This window comes from Bradyrhizobium diversitatis (assembly GCF_016031635.1).
Lineage (GTDB): Bacteria > Pseudomonadota > Alphaproteobacteria > Rhizobiales > Xanthobacteraceae > Bradyrhizobium > Bradyrhizobium diversitatis.
The window spans coordinates 57,944-71,879 of the sequence record NZ_JACEGD010000018.1; the positions used below are offsets into that span (position 1 = coordinate 57,944).

Below are 13,936 nucleotides of genomic sequence, written 5' to 3' on the forward strand. Positions count from 1 at the left end.
AGCGGCGTGGTGATGCTTTGGTCATGACACGGAAGAGTCCCATGCGATGTATGGCGAGTTATTTTGGCCTGCTGGCTGCTTTCGTGGCGATAGGCTTGTCTGGAGCGCCGGCGATGGCGGCCGAAACGCTCGTGGTCGCGCGGCAATCGATCGCCGATGAAAAGGCCGTCTTCGCCACGGTCGAAAGCACCAGCGTGGTGCCGGCGCGCGGACGTATCGGCGGCACGGTGGTTCAGCTCAAGGTCAGGGAAGGGGATCGCGTCGCCGCCGGCCAGGCAATCGCGACCATCGGCGACGAAAAGCTCGTGCTGCAGATGAAGTCGCTCGACGCGCAGATCGAGGCGCTGCAGGCGCAGGCGAACCAGGCGCAGCTCGACTTCAGCCGGACCGAAGGGCTGGTCGAGCGCGGTATCCTGCCCCGGATCAAGCTCGACGAGCAGCGCACCGCGCTGAACGTCGCCGAGAACGGCCTGCGCGCCAAGACGGCCGAACGTGCGGTGATCAACGAGCAGCTCAACCAGGGTCAGGTGCTCGCGCCGGCGGATGGTCGCGTGCTGAAGCGGTTGATCACGATAGGATCCGTCGTGCTCGCGGGCGATCCGATCGTCACCGTCGCCCAACAGAACTTCAAGCTGCGGCTTCGCGTGCCGGAGCGGCATGCGCGCTTGCTCAAGGCGGGCGACAGGATTCGCGTCGACGGCGCGGAGTTCGTCGGAGAAGCCGCCAAGTCGGGCGTCATCGACCTCGTCTATCCTCAGATCGAGGAGGGGCGCGTCATCGCGGATGCGACCGTCGAGGGCCTCGGCGAATATTTCGTCGGTGACCGCTTGCGGGTCTGGATCTCCGGCGGCATGCGATCGGCCTTCGTCATCCCCTCGAGTTATGTGACGAGCCGGTTCGGCATCGACTATGTTCGGCTGCAGAAGGACAGCGGCATGATAGACGTGCCGGTGCAGCGTGGCCGCGAATTGCCGACGCCGGCGCACCCCGACGGGCTCGAGGTCCTGTCCGGCATTTCAGCCGGCGACCAATTGGTGCGGCCGTGAATCTCGGGCTCTCGGGACGGTTGACCAAGTCGACCATCGCGTCGCCGCTGACGCCGCTGTTCCTGCTTGCGGCGCTCGTCGTGGGGCTGATCGCCGTCGTGGTGATCCCGCGCGAGGAGGAGCCGCAGATCAGCGTTCCCATGGTGGACATCCGTGTCAATGCCGACGGCCTGCGCGGGCCGGACGCGGTGGAGCTGGTGAGCAAGCCGCTGGAGTCGATCGTCAAGGGCATCGACGGCGTCGAGCACGTCTATAGCCAGACCGAGGACGACCGCGTGATGGTCACCGCGCGTTTCCTGGTCGGCACCAAGTCCGAGGACGCCATCCTGCGGGTGCACGAGAAGATCCGCGCCAATCTCGACCGCATTCCCGTCGGCATTCCCGAGCCGCTGATCGTCGGCCGGGGCATCAATGACGTCGCGGTTACGGTATTGACGCTGTCGCCGAAGCCGGAAGCTGCCAGCCGCTGGACCGACAAGGACCTCTACGAGCTCGCAGACAAGTTGCGTGCGGAACTGATGAAGGTCGACGATATCGGCCTGACCTACATATCCGGCGGCGCGGCGCAACAGATCCGGGTCGAGCCAGATCCGGAGAAGCTGTCGCTGTTCGGCATCACGCTGCAGCAGCTCGTGGCCAAGGTCAAGGACGCCAACCGCTCGTTCCTGGCGGGCCAGGTCCGCGATGCCGGCATCGTGCGGAGCGTCGCGGCGGGCCAGACGCTGTCCGGCATTCCCGATATAGGACTATTGCTCATCACGAGCCGCGACGGCCGGCCGGTCTACGTCAAGGACGTCGCCTCCGTCATCGTCGGCCCGAGCACCGTCGAGCACCGCGTCTGGACCGAATCGCGTGACAGCGCCGGACAGTGGACGCGCACGCCCGCCGTCAGCCTGGCGCTGGCCAAGCGGGCCGGCGCCAATGCGGTCGTCGTGTCCGAGAGCATCGCCGAACGCCTCGAAGGACTGAAGTCGCGCCTGATTCCCGAAGACGTCCTGGTGACGGTGACGCGCGACTACGGCGAGACGGCCAACGAGAAGGCCAACGAGCTGCTGTTCCATCTCGGGCTCGCAACGATCTCGATCGTCGTGCTGATCGCGATCGCGATCGGCTGGCGCGAGGCGCTGGTGACCTTCGTCGTGATTCCCACGACGATCCTGCTCACGATGTTCGCGGCCAATCTGATGGGCTACACCATCAACCGCGTCAGCCTGTTCGCGCTGATCTTCTCGATCGGCATTCTCGTCGACGACGCCATCGTCGTGGTGGAGAACATCGCGCGGCACTGGGCCATGCGCGATGGCCGGCCGCGCCTGCAGGCGACCATCGAGGCGGTGGCGGAGGTCGGCAACCCCACCATCGTAGCGACGTTGACCGTGGTCGCGGCGCTGTTGCCGATGCTGTTCGTGTCGGGCCTGATGGGCCCCTATATGGCGCCGATCCCGGCCAATGCGTCGGCTGCCATGCTGTTCTCGTTCTTCGTGGCGATGGTGGTGGCGCCCTGGCTGATGCTCAAGCTCGCGCCGAAGGGCGACATTGCCCCGACACATGCGGCCCACGACGAAGGCCGGCTCGGCCGGCTCTACCGGCGCTTCGCCACGCCGATCGTGCGGAGCAAGCGGTCGGCCTGGATATTCCTGCTCGCCGTCGGCGTCGCGACGCTGCTGTCGATGACGCTGTTTGCGACCAAGTCGGTGACCGTCAAGCTTCTGCCGTTCGACAACAAGTCCGAGATCGCCGTTCTCGTCGACCTGCCGGAAGGGGCGAGCCTGGAGGCGACCGAGCGCACGCTGTTCGGCGCGGCCGAGATTGCGCGGCAATTGCCGGAGGTCACTTCTCTGCAATCCTATGCCGGCACGCCGGCTCCCTTCAACTTCAACGGCCTGGTACGGCACTATTACTTGCGGGAGAGGCCCGAGTTCGGCGAAGTGCAGATCAACCTGACTGCGCGCGGTGAGCGCAAGCGCGCGAGCCATGAGATCGCGCTCGAGCTGCGCGAGAAGCTGAAAGCGCTCGGACCGCCCGCGGGCACCAGCATCAAGGTGGTCGAAGTGCCGCCCGGCCCGCCGGTGCTGTCGACGCTGCTCGCCGAGGTCTACGGTCCCGATGCGACCACGCGCCGGGCGGTCACGGCCGAGCTCAGGAAGATCTTCGCGGACGTGCCTTTCATCGTCGACATCGACGATTCCATCGGCGAGAAGCGACCACGGCTGCGGCTTTCGATCGACCAGGACCGCCTCGAATTCTTCGGCGTCGAGCAGCGCGACGTCTACGACACCATTCAGGCGCTGTTCGGCGGCACCTCGATCGGCTATTCGCATCGCGGCGAGGACCGCAACCCGATCGAGATCGCGGTGCATCTCGGAAAGCGCGACCTGGTCTGGGACGAGGCTTTGGCCTCCACGCCGGTGCCAGCCAATACATTGCCCGGCAGCAAGACCGTGGTCGAGCTCGGCCAGGTCGTGAAGGCAACCATGGAGGAGGGCTCGCCGACCATCTTCCGCCGCGACGGGCGCTTTGCCGACATGGTGATGGCCGAGCTCGCCGGGCGCTTCGAGGCGCCGCTCTACGGCATGCTCGCGGTCGCCGATCGCGTCGATGCCCATGACTGGGGCAAGCTGCCGAAGCCTGCGATCAGCCTGCACGGCCAGCCGTCGGACGAGTCGCGTCCGACGCTGTTGTGGGACGGCGAATGGGAAATCACCTGGGTGACCTTCCGCGACATGGGGGCGGCCTTCGGCGCAGCCATCCTCGGCATCTACGTGCTGGTCGTCGCCCAGTTCAGGAGCTTCCGTCTGCCGCTCGTGATCCTGACGCCGATCCCGCTGACGCTGATCGGCATCCTGATCGGGCACTGGCTGCTGGGTGCGCCGTTCACCGCGACCTCGATGATCGGCTTCATCGCGCTGGCCGGCATCATCGTGCGCAATTCGATCCTGCTGGTCGACTTCATCCGGCACAGCGGCGCCGAGGGCAAGTCGCTGCGCGACGTGGTGCTGGAAGCCGGCGCCGTCCGCTTCAAGCCGATCCTGCTCACCGCGCTTGCGGCCATGATTGGCGCGGCAACCATCCTGCTCGATCCGATCTTCCAGGGATTGGCGATCTCGCTCCTGTTCGGGCTTGCGTCGTCGACGCTGCTCACCGTGCTGGTGATACCTGCCATCTACATCGCCTTGCGTGCGCCACGCGAGGTCCCAACCGCCGCGAAATCCAGCTAGCGAGGAATCGATGGACAAGAACTACGTCGACATCACGAGGAACATCTCGGCCAACCTGAAGAAACTGCGGAGCGACATTCCCGACACGATGAAGGGATTTGCCTTACTTGCTCAGGCCGCCACCCGCGACGGCGCGCTGGACAAGAAGACCAAGGAGCTGATCGCGCTGGCGCTCGGCGTGGCCGCGCATTGCGACGGCTGCATCGGCTTTCACACCGAGGCGCTGGTCAGGCTCGGTGCGACGCGCCAGGAGATCGAGGAGACGCTCGGCATGGCCGTCTACATGGGAGGCGGGCCGTCGTTGATGTACGCCGCGGATGCGATCGCGGCCTACGAGCAGTTCCAGCAGCAATCGGCCGCCGTATAGTCGCCGGTCGCCCGACACGATTATGCGAACGGGACCAGGCGGTTCATCTCGTCCGGTCCCGCCCATCGTTGATCGATTACCAGCGGTCGACACCGACCCCGACGCTCACGCCGGGCGCACGAATGCCGACTCCGGCGCGCGGGCTGTCGTCCCAATGGCGATGATAGGTCCGGCGCTCGTAATAGCGGTCGCGCGGCATGTAGTTGTAGGAATCGCGTACGATCACGCGTGAACCGCCGCGCGTGCGATAGCAGCGGCCGTCGTCGTCGCAGACGAGCCGTACCTGCTGGACGAGATCCGGATTGGTGTATTCGCTGGTCGTGTAGATATCGGAAGCCTTCGCACCCGACGCGGCTGCCAAAGCACCGACGCCGGCCACCAGGGCCATCGTAAACGTCCTCATCATGTCCTCCTCCGAGACTGCCCTCGGCGGTAACAAGAAGGGGAGGCTGTGATCGTTCCCCGCCGCGATGCTGGTTTTTCCCGGAACTGGCACTTGTCGGCGGCTTTGTTCCCCTGGTCTCAAGTCGGGAAGACGAGGCACGTGGTCGTGCCGTGAGCGAGCAATCGCCCCTTGGCATCCGTGACGCGTCCGTCGGCCGCTCCGATGCGGCGACCGCAATTCAGAACCTTGCCCTCGGCCGTGATCAGGCCGGTCTCTGGCGTAATCGGTCGCAGCAGCGAAACCTTGAACTCAAGCGTGGTCTGGCCGGTGCCCTTGTCGAGGGCCGATTGGATCGCCAACCCCATGCAACTGTCGAGCAAGGTGGCCGTGAGACCACCGTGCACAGTGCCTGCCGGGTTGAGGTGAGCGCCGGTGGGGACGATCGCGACGACGACGCGGCCTCGCTCAGCCTCCACCACATCATAACCCAGTGTTTGGGCGATCGTGTTGAGGGGCAGGGTTCCGTCGGCAAGGCCTTTGACGAACTCAAGCCCACTCATCTGCTTCTGTCGTTCGACGTCGACTGTTCCATAGCTCTTCGCAGTCATCTAAATCTCCTCATCGCGCTCACCTGTGTTGGACTCGCGAAGCTTCGGCCTTTCTCCGGAAGGTCGATGGCGGGCGGCCGTAGAGTCGTGTGAAAGCGGTGCTCATGCGCCGCGTGCTCGAAAAGCCTGCGCGTTCCGCGACGGCGGCCATCGGAAGATCGCTGGCGTCAAGCAGCCGCTTGGCGCGCCGTACACGGATCGACAGCGCCACTTGCAGCGGAGACGCATCGAGATGTCGGGCGAACAGGCGCGTCAGGTGGCGCGCCCCGACTCCCAACCGTTCAGCCAGCCTCTCCACGCCGCCGCGATCGAGCTCTCCCTTCTCGATGAGCGCCACTGCGCGTTCGACCGTTGTTCTGGAGCCTTTCCATGCAGGACAGAATGGCGCCGTTTCCGGGCGGCATCTGAGGCAAGGACGGAAGCCGGCCTGCTCAGCCGCGGCCGCGCTACGATAGAAGATTACGTTGCAGGCAAGTGGCGTGCGCGCCGGGCACACGGGGCGACAATAGATGCCCGTTGTTCTCACCGCGACGAATATCGCGCCGTCCAACGTTGCGTCACGGCGGCGGAGGGCAGCGTAGTGGGCGTCGAAGTCGAGCATGGCGCCCGCTATAGCGTCTACATTCTAGGAGTGCGAGTCCGATGCGATGACCGTGTCCGAAAACGACCGGGGCGGACGTACATCGTCCAGGGCGCGCCTAGACTAGATCGGCTCGTATGCCTCGGTCCGGCAGATGTCGTCCTCCTCCGCGCGTCGGCGGTCGACGACGCGTCCGCCTGATATCGTCACGATGTAGGTCTGGGCACCGAGCGGCGTGCCGGTCGGGGAGGTGAGCTGCGCGCGGACGCACGCCGTCCAGCCCGGTCCTCGCACCTCGCGACGGGGCGGGGTGACGTGCACCTCGCGCGGATAGGACGTTGCGAGAAAGACGACGTCGATCTGCTCGCGCACCAAGCGCTTGACGTCGGGAGGCGCTTCGGGCGGTGGCTGCTCCGTCTCCTTCATGCGCATGAATTCCGGTACCGGTGCACGGCTGTCGGCAAAGCCGCAAGCACCGAGACCAAGCGCGGCACCGAGCAGCGCTGCATGAGAAATAATCCGCAACATCCGTGAAGGTCCCCTGCGGACCGACAAATAGGCACGAATGCGATCCGACGAAGTCCGCGCCAATCAAAACTTGCTGAAGGGGCGGAGCCGTGGGCGTTTGCTATTCCGCGATTGCCGGCTAGTTTGTACCCCACATGAGGGGGATTGCACCGATGAGGATTTTGGTCATAGCGGCGGCGGTCTTGGCACTGACGGCTGCCTCCGCGCAGGCGCAGGGCCGGCGCCAGCCTAACGACGGGGCCAAGCCGGCGGACAACACGCCCAAGGTCGACGAGAAGGCCTACAAGGCCGCGCTCGAGCGCATTCCCGAGCCCAAGGACAAGTACGATCCGTGGGGCGGCGCCCGCCCGAGCGAACCTGCCAAGAAGCCGAAATGAAGTGAGCCTTGCGGACCTGCCGGTTTGATTTCGGCCGCGCGCGCACTCCCATTGTTTGCAGCGCAGCCAAGCGCGCGAGGCGCCGTTGGTGTGGTAGCGCATGATCGATCGTCCCGGCGGACGACTTCTTGCGGCATCGCGCGTGCGATGCGAATGGTCTTTCACACCGTCTGCACGACTACACGAAGGCGAGGCCGACGCGCTTGTCGCTGCGCCAGACCGTGCGACAATGCCGTGCGAAACGGTCGCGCGCGATCGAGAGCTCGAACGATTGCGGCAGCATGACGGGGGCGTCCAGGTCGATCGCCGCGCCGCCTGCCGACATGTTTCGCACCGTGCAAGCGATGCCGCCGTTTTCGAAGGTGATCGTTCCACCTTTGAAAACACGGTGACGTTGCGATGCGCGCTTCTCGATCATCCGCGTCAGGTCCTGCTGATGATTGTGAATTAGTGCATAGAAATTACATTGAACTAAACTCAATACTGGCGCTACTTGCGTAGCGCTTCAGACTTTGTTTACGACGTTGAAGCGGAGCGCGTTCATCCCGGCAGCATCGCGAACGCGCTCGACACCATCGCGACCGGCTTGCTGTCGGCGGCGGAGAGCAGCGTGACGCGGCCAAAGCTCATGGTGCGCCCGAGCCGCACCACGCGCGCGTCCGCCAGCACGTCCATTGAGGAGACCGCGCGCATGAAATGCGTGGTCTGGTCGACCGTGGTCATGGGGCGGTAGCCGCGGTTGGCCGCGAGGATCGCGATCACCATGGCGGTGTCGGCAAGCGCCATCAGGGCCTGGCCGCAGACCACGCCGCCGTTCCGGCACAGCCGCTCCGAAAACGGCATGCGCAGCAGCGCGCCCGGCTGCCAGTCCGGCACGTCTGCCGGCTGCGCGTGCTCGATGCGCTCGACCGCGAGGTTGAGATCCTGGACCCAGGGCGCAAAGACCTCGCCCAGGATGCGGCGGGCGTCGGCGAGGCCGAACTCGGCTTCTGGCTGCATTTGCATTGCTGTCGCGCTCTCCTGTGTTGCCGGATGTTTCGCCGCATTGTGCGCGCATCGGCGCGGCAAAGTCACCCGGTCTTGCGCCGGTCCCGTCGGCTTGAAATTGCCTGACTTGGCCCGGTATGATGCTTCGCTTGGGTACGGGTGGATGATGTTGCGTCGGTATGTCCGCGTCGTTGGCATGGTCGCGCTCGGTCTCGCGCTGAGCGGGTGCACCAAATGCGGCCCGATCTGGGAAGACTGGCTGCATGCCCCCAAATCGTGCAGATCGGATCGGCTCTAGCGGGCCCACGCGGCCTTGAGCGGCCTCAGGTTGCGACCGGGCTGAGACGAGGATGACACGGCGCGGGCGATCCACGCGCCTGGATGATCAAGGAGTAGATGATGAAGCTTTTCCGTTTGGCCGCGGTGCTGGCCGTGCTGGCGGGACCTGCCTACGCGCAAATGCCCAATCTCAATTTGCTGCAGGATGCCCCGAGCAAGACCCCGGAGGAGAAGGCCGCCGAAGCCGAGCGCGACAAGGCCTACAAGGAAACGCTGAAGAAGATTCCGGATTCCAAGGCGTCCAACGATCCCTGGGGCGGCATGCGCTCCGATCCGCCGAAGCAGCCGGCGGGACCGAAGGCATCGGCCGTAACCGGTACGCCGAAGAAGACCAAGAGCGGCACCGCCGCCAACTGACCGCAGCCCCGTTCGGGTGGCGACACGACGCCTTCGGACAGGACTCCTCTTGATCCGGCCCGCGCCCTACATTTGGCTAAGAGCGGAGCGCGTAGAGGAGGACAGGACATGGCCGATCGTCCGCGGGATCTCGCCGAGCGGATGGCGCGCCGGCGCAAGATGGCCGGTAAGCCGGGCCATGCGGCCGGCGACGGTTATCTGCGCGAGACCTTCACGCTGCCGCGCGCGGCGGCGCGGGAAAGGGCGCAGGCCTTCTTCGCCCGCTACCCCAAGGCCGGCTATATGAGTGCGGTCGAGACTTGGCGCGAACTGCCCGGCGGCGACATCGAGTTCACCATGCGGCGGCCGCCCAGCGCGGACTGACGCGGCCAGATCCGAGGTCCTTGCTAGTCGAGGGTTTCGGCAACGATGCGGATCCGGAACACCGGCTCCTTGGCCTCGTCCAGCAGCTCCATCTGCCATTCGGAATTTTCCTGGAGCTTGCGGGCAATGCCGGCGGTCATGTCGGCGCAGACGCTGGTCATCTCCTTCCAGGCCGCATCGCGATTGGCAAATTCCGTCGCCTGGTCGGCGCAGCCGGAATAGCGGCCGTTGCGGATTCGAAAGAAATAGAGCGGCATGGCAGGCACCAATCGCGCGCATGAGCCTCGCCCCCCAAGGCCCTGAGCGCGCGCAGTCCAATCCCAAACCATCGTCGGATCAATCCCGGGCGGCTACGGACTGCACGGGACCGTTGGCAGGCCGCGGAGCGCAGATGGGCGCTCGCCTCCGTGGTTCTCCGACCCTGAACAGAGTTCCTGAACTCCGTTCAGGGTGCATCCGGGCGACGGATCAAGGTGTGGCTGCACGCTGGTTCCCGGTGAGGCTTCCGTATCCCGACCGGGTGACGGCATGTGCCTTGCTTGCCTGATGAGCCAAGCACCCATGGATACCTCATGCTCGGCATTCCCCGCCGCTATTCCCATTTTGTCTTCGGCATCATCCAGTCCGGACTGACCTCGCTGGTCGCAACGGGCATCGCCAGCCTGCCCGCAGGCGGCCCGATGATGTTCGTTCGGCACTGGATGGTGTCGTGGCTGATCGCCTGGGCCGCCATGCTGCCTGTCGTCCTGCTGGCTGCGCCTGCGATCCGCGCCTTCTCGCTGCGCCTGACCCGGGAGGAGAGGGACCGTGAGCCGGCCGGCCGGCTTGAAAAAGCCCCGTAGCGCTCGGCATGTGAAGGCCGCACTCGAACGGCCGCAGACTGACCGCGCACCCGTCCCAATTTCGACATCCGTTCGCACCACTGCCGACACACCCGTCGGCAAGATTTTATCCGTTCGGCGCGGCCATGGGGGAAACGTGGCCCGCCGACAACGGGGTGGCATCATGGATAACGTAGAGCGGTCATTTGCCGCCGCGACGGCGGCTGGCTTCATCGTGCTGGTGATTGGGCTGGTGCTGCTGGCGCTGCTGTAGACGGGTTTGCGGGCCGGGTGACGGGGCGGCCGTGCCCGTCCGGTGGGTGGCACCAGGCACGCCTCGACTTTCAAAAACTGGAAAACAACCCCATGCACAGTAGGGTGCCTGGAAATTTCATCGACACGCCAATAGCTTATCGGTAGTATTTAGATACCTTTAGCCTGCACGTGGTGCCTTTACAGGCCACGCATCCGCGACGCGCGATGCCGGATCGGGAGGCGGTCGCCGGCCGCCGGACCGGCGCCTGCTGCCCGCATGGAGTACGGTCCTCGGCCCCCCGCCCGTTCTGGCGGGCCTTAGTGGATCCTGATCTCGTTCAAGGGCAGGCGGAGCTCGGCGGCGCGCTCTTCACGGTCCTTCCTGCGGAACTCGTTTTCCTTGCGCTCGAACTTCACCATCTCCTTCTGCGCTGCCTCCAGCAGGGGACTGCGTCTGATCGCATCGTGCTGCGTGTCGTTGTCCGTCATGGCCGAGCTCCCCGGAGTTGCGGTCCCATCCCCACAGAAGGCCGGAGACCGCGAAAAGGTTCGGTGCGCCAAGATTGCGGAAACATGACGGCGCACCGGCCGCGCCCTTGATGCGCGGCGGCCTCCGCTCCCGAAGGCAACACCGATTGCCGGCTATTTCGGTGGCTGAAGCCCGGGCGATTTGACCCAGTCGTGCAGATGATTGGCGACGTCGGCCTGGCGGGCCTTCTTGAGGAGGGCGTCTCGCTCGGCACCCGGTGGAAGCCTGGAGGCCTGCTGCTGGACCTGCTTCACCCATGCGGAAAGCCGGTCCTGGAGGGTCAGCTGTTGCTTGAAACGTCGCCGCTTGAACATGGCGTTCTCATATCCATGCGAGGAAGGCGGGAGCGCGATCGGCGTCCTCGTCACCGATAGTGCCCGGGATCCGCGCGGTGATGATCCATTAGGATCCATAAACGGATCCGCGTCTGTTCAGTTGTGCGCACAAGGCGAATGGGAAGCCGAAATGAATCTCGGAACTCCGTCAATGCGGCTCAGACCGCTCTCGAAGGGGATGATCATTCACTCTGCGGCGCATCCGGTGACAGAAGCTCTCGATGAACTGGGCAGGCGATTCGAAATTGACGAGGAGCCTTTCGGCCTGCACCCAATCGTCCGAACCAGGGGCGAATGAATCCATCAATCGCCTTTGCCGGTCGGCGCGCACGGCATGTTTCAGCCCTGCCTTCGACGAACGCGAGTGCAATCTCGGCCAAGCTTGTCTTCTTCCTCGATCGGCTGCTTTTGCACCCCGCGTACCTTGCGACCAGAACGACTTCGTTAGCGGCGGCCAACCATGTGGCTCCAGGCGCGCTTCGCTTGCTGATAAGGCGTTGAGTGCTGGTTGTGGAGGTGTGCACTGCGGTTCAGTTCGCGCACCTCAACGGTGTGCATTGCCTGACGTGAACGCCGCGGACCGTAAGGCTAGCATCACTGGCCGCAGATACGCGTTCTATTTGGTTTTTTTGGGGGCACGCTTCTTCGGTCCATTTCCGGCGGACGACCCGGCATCGTCCCCATGGCAGGGCCAGGCATCTCTGAATGCTTCGATGGCGACGGTGATCCCCGGCTCACTCGCTCGATCCGGATTGTTATCAAGATACCCCAGAAAAACCTTGGCACTTTGCAAGGGGCTGCCTTGCGCGGGGGGGCATGCACGCACGTTGGCTGGCAGATTTGGTGAAAAGAGCATCGCAGTCTCGATCATTCCCTCACATACGCCGGCGGATCGAGCTTCGTCCTGATTGCGGAACGAGTTCTGAACAAGCAGTTCGCAAGACTTTTGCGCGTCGGTTGCTTTATCGACAACCGTGGCGCTGGCCTTCCCGATGACCGCTAGGATTAGGCCGGCAACAATAACATGAACCCGCATCCGCGTCCCCCGAACAGCGGCGCGATAGCTTACTGCATTCAGTATGCCGCAATAGAGTGGCCGCCCGCGCCGTTCCAGGCGGCTCAGACGGCTTAGCTCAAAAAAGCCATCTGATCCACCGCGCTCAATACGAGCGACGTGAACTCAGCTCTTCCATTTCCACAAAGCCGAAAGAGCGGTTGTCGACTTGACAGCACGCAGCTTTACGCGCGGTGACCGCCGATCATGATCGCAAATCAACAAGCGTGCTGATGGTACAGGTCCCGATCCGACGCGGAGAGCGTCTATTATCCGGCCGTGTACGCGACGTGCACAGGTCGATTGATGTTGATGCTCGGCCTCGACGCAGAACCATTGCCTAAGCGGTGAGCTTCGCCTGCGACGACAGGTTCTGCGACCTTCCTCAACTACGCCAAGGAGGACTTCATCCTCAGAACGGTTTCCAACAAAAGCTTAGTCATGGCCATGCGGAGGTGGAACTGCCTGGCTGCGCAGCGCCTCGGACGTTCTCATGGTCTCCCGGCCTATTAATCAACCAAGCGAGGCAGCGCACGAATGTTGGTCGTATCGAACCGCATCCTCAAAGAACAAGCTCGCTTGAATTTCTTGAAGACCTCACACCCATCTTCACGCGCGGAAAACTGGATGAACTCAATCCGAGGATTCTAGCTTCGACCGGATTCAAGCTGCACCGTTTTTCGCCCCCCGTTCAGCTCTCTGAGTTTGTTGACGTATTCCTCAGGCTTTAGCAGATGAAACGGAGCGTTGAGGCCCATGAAAGTCGCTATGCGTCCGATGAAAGCGGTGCAGTTGGTCGTTGCTGCATTCCACAGCGGCGAAGTGTCCTGCTGGCGCTTGATATAAGCAAAGACCTTCTTGGCGTCCGCCTCAGACAAATAGACGCGATAGCTGGCCGTCAGATATTGCTCGTCGAGATCACCGTAGGTCGCACCCGTCTCAGAAGGGACAAACATGATGTGTCCCAGGATATAGGGCACCTCATCGCCGGCCGGAGCCAGACCAGCGACCTCGACCTGCTTTTCGCCCGTCTTTCCGTACCAGACGAATGCATGACCGTACGTTGCCGCCGTGCGGGCCCGAAAATCAACGTAGTAGGGACCCGTGGCGGCAGCTCTTCGAGCTGGCTTTACATCGGATATCGCCGGCGTAGCAGCAGCCATGCTCGCCGCATGCTTCGTCGCCAAACTGGGGACAGTGTCCCGTTGCTGCTGGTCTGCACGCGCCACGAGTGGTTGCGCGCTACTGATCCCGGCCCCCAAGCCTACAAAGGCCGCCAGCATGGCGGCCTTTGCAAGAAGCTCTAGACCCGGATATTTCCGAATCACTCCCACCATCTTCGAATCCTCTTGGATCCAAGATCCGATGCCACAGGTAGTCCGCTACCCCCAAACGAACGCCGCTGGCGTACGAATGGATAGTCAGATCAACCCTTGGTCACCAATGGAGCCGGGGCAGCGACCGGGTATTTGCCCACGGGGCTCTTACCCACGGGATATTTGCCGATCGGAGCTTTGCCAACCGGCGCGGCGGCGGCAACCGGCTGAGGCCGCGGCAGGTCGGCAGCAGCTGCGGTTCCCACGAAGGCCAACGAAGCGATTCCAAGGACAGCGAATTTCAACATCGTTTCTCACCATTGTTCGGGACGATTGGATTCACCTGACCCGCATAGGAATAACCCGACACTCGCCACGGCACCAACGAATAGACCGGGGGAGCCCGCGGTTCCGACCGCTTTTTCTGCCGTATGTTGCGGAAATGGCACGCAAATTGAGGCGTCTGGTTCC

The 13,936-nt window shown here is 63.9% G+C and carries 19 protein-coding genes; 7 read left to right on the forward strand and 12 right to left on the reverse strand.

All coding sequences use genetic code 11. The features are described from left to right. The first annotated feature begins 41 nt into the window (after nucleotides 1-41). Genes H1B27_RS20520 through H1B27_RS20530 form a run of 3 tightly spaced genes read left to right on the forward strand, consistent with a single transcriptional unit; the run spans nucleotide 42 to nucleotide 4,631 of the window. Nucleotides 42-1,046 (forward strand): efflux RND transporter periplasmic adaptor subunit, encoded by a 1,005-nt coding sequence (locus H1B27_RS20520; RefSeq protein ID WP_197967314.1) that lies wholly within the window; start codon nucleotides 42-44, stop codon nucleotides 1,044-1,046. Next, a complete protein-coding gene (locus H1B27_RS20525; protein ID WP_197967315.1) occupies nucleotides 1,043-4,264 on the forward strand; it encodes an efflux RND transporter permease subunit in 3,222 nt (1,073 codons plus the stop codon). Before H1B27_RS20520 ends, H1B27_RS20525 begins: the two co-directional genes overlap by 4 nt. 10 nt (nucleotides 4,265-4,274) lie before the next feature. Further along, a complete protein-coding gene (locus H1B27_RS20530; RefSeq protein ID WP_131871340.1) occupies nucleotides 4,275-4,631 on the forward strand; it encodes a carboxymuconolactone decarboxylase family protein in 357 nt (118 codons plus the stop codon). A 76-nt stretch (nucleotides 4,632-4,707) separates the two neighbouring features. Here the strand turns inward: H1B27_RS20530 and H1B27_RS20535 are convergent, their stop codons facing one another. The 4 genes from H1B27_RS20535 to H1B27_RS20550 all read right to left on the reverse strand — a co-directional run bounded on the left by H1B27_RS20535 (nucleotide 4,708) and on the right by H1B27_RS20550 (nucleotide 6,732). Next, nucleotides 4,708-5,037, reverse strand: a complete 330-nt coding sequence (locus H1B27_RS20535) for a hypothetical protein (RefSeq protein WP_061882995.1) — start codon at nucleotides 5,035-5,037, stop codon at nucleotides 4,708-4,710. 116 nt (nucleotides 5,038-5,153) lie between these two features. Continuing rightward, nucleotides 5,154-5,624 (reverse strand): PaaI family thioesterase, encoded by a 471-nt coding sequence (locus tag H1B27_RS20540; protein WP_197967316.1) that lies wholly within the window; start codon nucleotides 5,622-5,624, stop codon nucleotides 5,154-5,156. A 19-nt stretch (nucleotides 5,625-5,643) separates the two neighbouring features. Continuing rightward, nucleotides 5,644-6,225 carry a bifunctional transcriptional activator/DNA repair enzyme AdaA gene (locus H1B27_RS20545; RefSeq protein ID WP_197967317.1) on the reverse strand — a complete coding sequence of 194 codons (582 nt, stop codon included), beginning with the start codon at nucleotides 6,223-6,225 and terminating at the stop codon, nucleotides 5,644-5,646. A gap of 102 nt (nucleotides 6,226-6,327) precedes the next feature. Further along, nucleotides 6,328-6,732 carry a hypothetical protein gene (locus tag H1B27_RS20550; protein WP_197967318.1) on the reverse strand — a complete coding sequence of 135 codons (405 nt, stop codon included), beginning with the start codon at nucleotides 6,730-6,732 and terminating at the stop codon, nucleotides 6,328-6,330. Between the two features lie 152 nt (nucleotides 6,733-6,884). Between H1B27_RS20550 and H1B27_RS20555 the strand changes: the two genes are divergently transcribed. Next, nucleotides 6,885-7,109 carry a hypothetical protein gene (locus H1B27_RS20555; RefSeq protein WP_028181098.1) on the forward strand — a complete coding sequence of 75 codons (225 nt, stop codon included), beginning with the start codon at nucleotides 6,885-6,887 and terminating at the stop codon, nucleotides 7,107-7,109. A gap of 178 nt (nucleotides 7,110-7,287) precedes the next feature. On the opposite strand, the gene H1B27_RS20560 is transcribed toward H1B27_RS20555, so the two are convergent. Both H1B27_RS20560 and H1B27_RS20565 read right to left on the reverse strand, forming a co-directional pair. Further along, nucleotides 7,288-7,527 (reverse strand): PilZ domain-containing protein, encoded by a 240-nt coding sequence (locus H1B27_RS20560; RefSeq protein ID WP_061882991.1) that lies wholly within the window; start codon nucleotides 7,525-7,527, stop codon nucleotides 7,288-7,290. 122 nt (nucleotides 7,528-7,649) lie between these two features. Then, entirely contained in the window at nucleotides 7,650-8,114 is a 465-nt protein-coding gene (locus tag H1B27_RS20565; RefSeq protein WP_028181100.1) for a PaaI family thioesterase, read from the reverse strand. A 381-nt stretch (nucleotides 8,115-8,495) separates the two neighbouring features. Between H1B27_RS20565 and H1B27_RS20570 the strand changes: the two genes are divergently transcribed. Together H1B27_RS20570 and H1B27_RS20575 are read left to right on the forward strand one after the other, a co-directional pair. After that, nucleotides 8,496-8,792, forward strand: a complete 297-nt coding sequence (locus H1B27_RS20570) for a hypothetical protein (RefSeq protein WP_061883069.1) — start codon at nucleotides 8,496-8,498, stop codon at nucleotides 8,790-8,792. Nucleotides 8,793-8,900: 108 nt separating this feature from the next. Further along, nucleotides 8,901-9,155, forward strand: coding sequence for a hypothetical protein (locus H1B27_RS20575; protein ID WP_197967319.1), 255 nt, complete (start codon nucleotides 8,901-8,903; stop codon nucleotides 9,153-9,155). Between the two features lie 23 nt (nucleotides 9,156-9,178). On the opposite strand, the gene H1B27_RS20580 is transcribed toward H1B27_RS20575, so the two are convergent. Beyond that, nucleotides 9,179-9,412 (reverse strand): DUF6894 family protein, encoded by a 234-nt coding sequence (locus H1B27_RS20580; protein ID WP_061882989.1) that lies wholly within the window; start codon nucleotides 9,410-9,412, stop codon nucleotides 9,179-9,181. A 315-nt stretch (nucleotides 9,413-9,727) separates the two neighbouring features. Here H1B27_RS20580 and H1B27_RS20585 point away from each other — a divergent pair, with 315 nt between their 5' ends. Then, a complete protein-coding gene (locus H1B27_RS20585) occupies nucleotides 9,728-9,997 on the forward strand; it encodes a DUF2798 domain-containing protein (RefSeq protein WP_061882988.1) in 270 nt (89 codons plus the stop codon). A gap of 552 nt (nucleotides 9,998-10,549) precedes the next feature. Here the strand turns inward: H1B27_RS20585 and H1B27_RS20590 are convergent. The 5 genes from H1B27_RS20590 to H1B27_RS40245 form a co-directional block, all read right to left on the reverse strand. After that, a complete protein-coding gene (locus H1B27_RS20590) occupies nucleotides 10,550-10,720 on the reverse strand; it encodes a hypothetical protein (RefSeq protein WP_197967320.1) in 171 nt (56 codons plus the stop codon). 153 nt (nucleotides 10,721-10,873) lie between these two features. Further along, on the reverse strand, nucleotides 10,874-11,074 hold the full coding sequence (locus H1B27_RS20595; protein ID WP_061882986.1) for a hypothetical protein: 201 nt from the start codon (nucleotides 11,072-11,074) through the stop codon (nucleotides 10,874-10,876). 637 nt (nucleotides 11,075-11,711) lie between these two features. Next, a complete protein-coding gene (locus tag H1B27_RS20600; RefSeq protein ID WP_156505486.1) occupies nucleotides 11,712-12,131 on the reverse strand; it encodes a Rap1a/Tai family immunity protein in 420 nt (139 codons plus the stop codon). Nucleotides 12,132-12,796: 665 nt separating this feature from the next. After that, the gene (locus H1B27_RS20605) at nucleotides 12,797-13,486 is read right to left on the reverse strand and encodes a hypothetical protein (RefSeq protein ID WP_061882985.1); all 690 of its coding nucleotides are present in this window, start codon (nucleotides 13,484-13,486) and stop codon (nucleotides 12,797-12,799) included. A gap of 89 nt (nucleotides 13,487-13,575) precedes the next feature. After that, on the reverse strand, nucleotides 13,576-13,773 hold the full coding sequence (locus H1B27_RS40245) for a hypothetical protein (RefSeq protein WP_082822273.1): 198 nt from the start codon (nucleotides 13,771-13,773) through the stop codon (nucleotides 13,576-13,578). Nucleotides 13,774-13,936: the final 163 nt, after the last annotated feature.

Excerpts from the sequence above, each read along its gene's own strand:
- H1B27_RS20520 (WP_197967314.1), top strand. The coding sequence starts at position 42 with ATGCGATGTATGGCGAGTTATTTTGGCCTGCTGGCTGCTTTCGTGGCG.
- H1B27_RS20530 (WP_131871340.1), top strand. The coding sequence starts at position 4,275 with ATGGACAAGAACTACGTCGACATCACGAGGAACATCTCGGCCAACCTG.
- H1B27_RS20535 (WP_061882995.1), bottom strand. The coding sequence starts at position 5,037 with ATGATGAGGACGTTTACGATGGCCCTGGTGGCCGGCGTCGGTGCTTTG.
- H1B27_RS20540 (WP_197967316.1), bottom strand. The coding sequence starts at position 5,624 with ATGACTGCGAAGAGCTATGGAACAGTCGACGTCGAACGACAGAAGCAG.
- H1B27_RS20545 (WP_197967317.1), bottom strand. The coding sequence starts at position 6,225 with ATGCTCGACTTCGACGCCCACTACGCTGCCCTCCGCCGCCGTGACGCA.
- H1B27_RS20550 (WP_197967318.1), bottom strand. The coding sequence starts at position 6,732 with ATGTTGCGGATTATTTCTCATGCAGCGCTGCTCGGTGCCGCGCTTGGT.
- H1B27_RS20555 (WP_028181098.1), top strand. The coding sequence starts at position 6,885 with ATGAGGATTTTGGTCATAGCGGCGGCGGTCTTGGCACTGACGGCTGCC.
- H1B27_RS20560 (WP_061882991.1), bottom strand. The coding sequence starts at position 7,527 with ATGATCGAGAAGCGCGCATCGCAACGTCACCGTGTTTTCAAAGGTGGA.
- H1B27_RS20565 (WP_028181100.1), bottom strand. The coding sequence starts at position 8,114 with ATGCAAATGCAGCCAGAAGCCGAGTTCGGCCTCGCCGACGCCCGCCGC.
- H1B27_RS20570 (WP_061883069.1), top strand. The coding sequence starts at position 8,496 with ATGAAGCTTTTCCGTTTGGCCGCGGTGCTGGCCGTGCTGGCGGGACCT.
- H1B27_RS20575 (WP_197967319.1), top strand. The coding sequence starts at position 8,901 with ATGGCCGATCGTCCGCGGGATCTCGCCGAGCGGATGGCGCGCCGGCGC.
- H1B27_RS20580 (WP_061882989.1), bottom strand. The coding sequence starts at position 9,412 with ATGCCGCTCTATTTCTTTCGAATCCGCAACGGCCGCTATTCCGGCTGC.
- H1B27_RS20585 (WP_061882988.1), top strand. The coding sequence starts at position 9,728 with ATGCTCGGCATTCCCCGCCGCTATTCCCATTTTGTCTTCGGCATCATC.
- H1B27_RS20590 (WP_197967320.1), bottom strand. The coding sequence starts at position 10,720 with ATGACGGACAACGACACGCAGCACGATGCGATCAGACGCAGTCCCCTG.
- H1B27_RS20595 (WP_061882986.1), bottom strand. The coding sequence starts at position 11,074 with ATGTTCAAGCGGCGACGTTTCAAGCAACAGCTGACCCTCCAGGACCGG.
- H1B27_RS20600 (WP_156505486.1), bottom strand. The coding sequence starts at position 12,131 with ATGCGGGTTCATGTTATTGTTGCCGGCCTAATCCTAGCGGTCATCGGG.
- H1B27_RS20605 (WP_061882985.1), bottom strand. The coding sequence starts at position 13,486 with ATGGTGGGAGTGATTCGGAAATATCCGGGTCTAGAGCTTCTTGCAAAG.
- H1B27_RS40245 (WP_082822273.1), bottom strand. The coding sequence starts at position 13,773 with ATGTTGAAATTCGCTGTCCTTGGAATCGCTTCGTTGGCCTTCGTGGGA.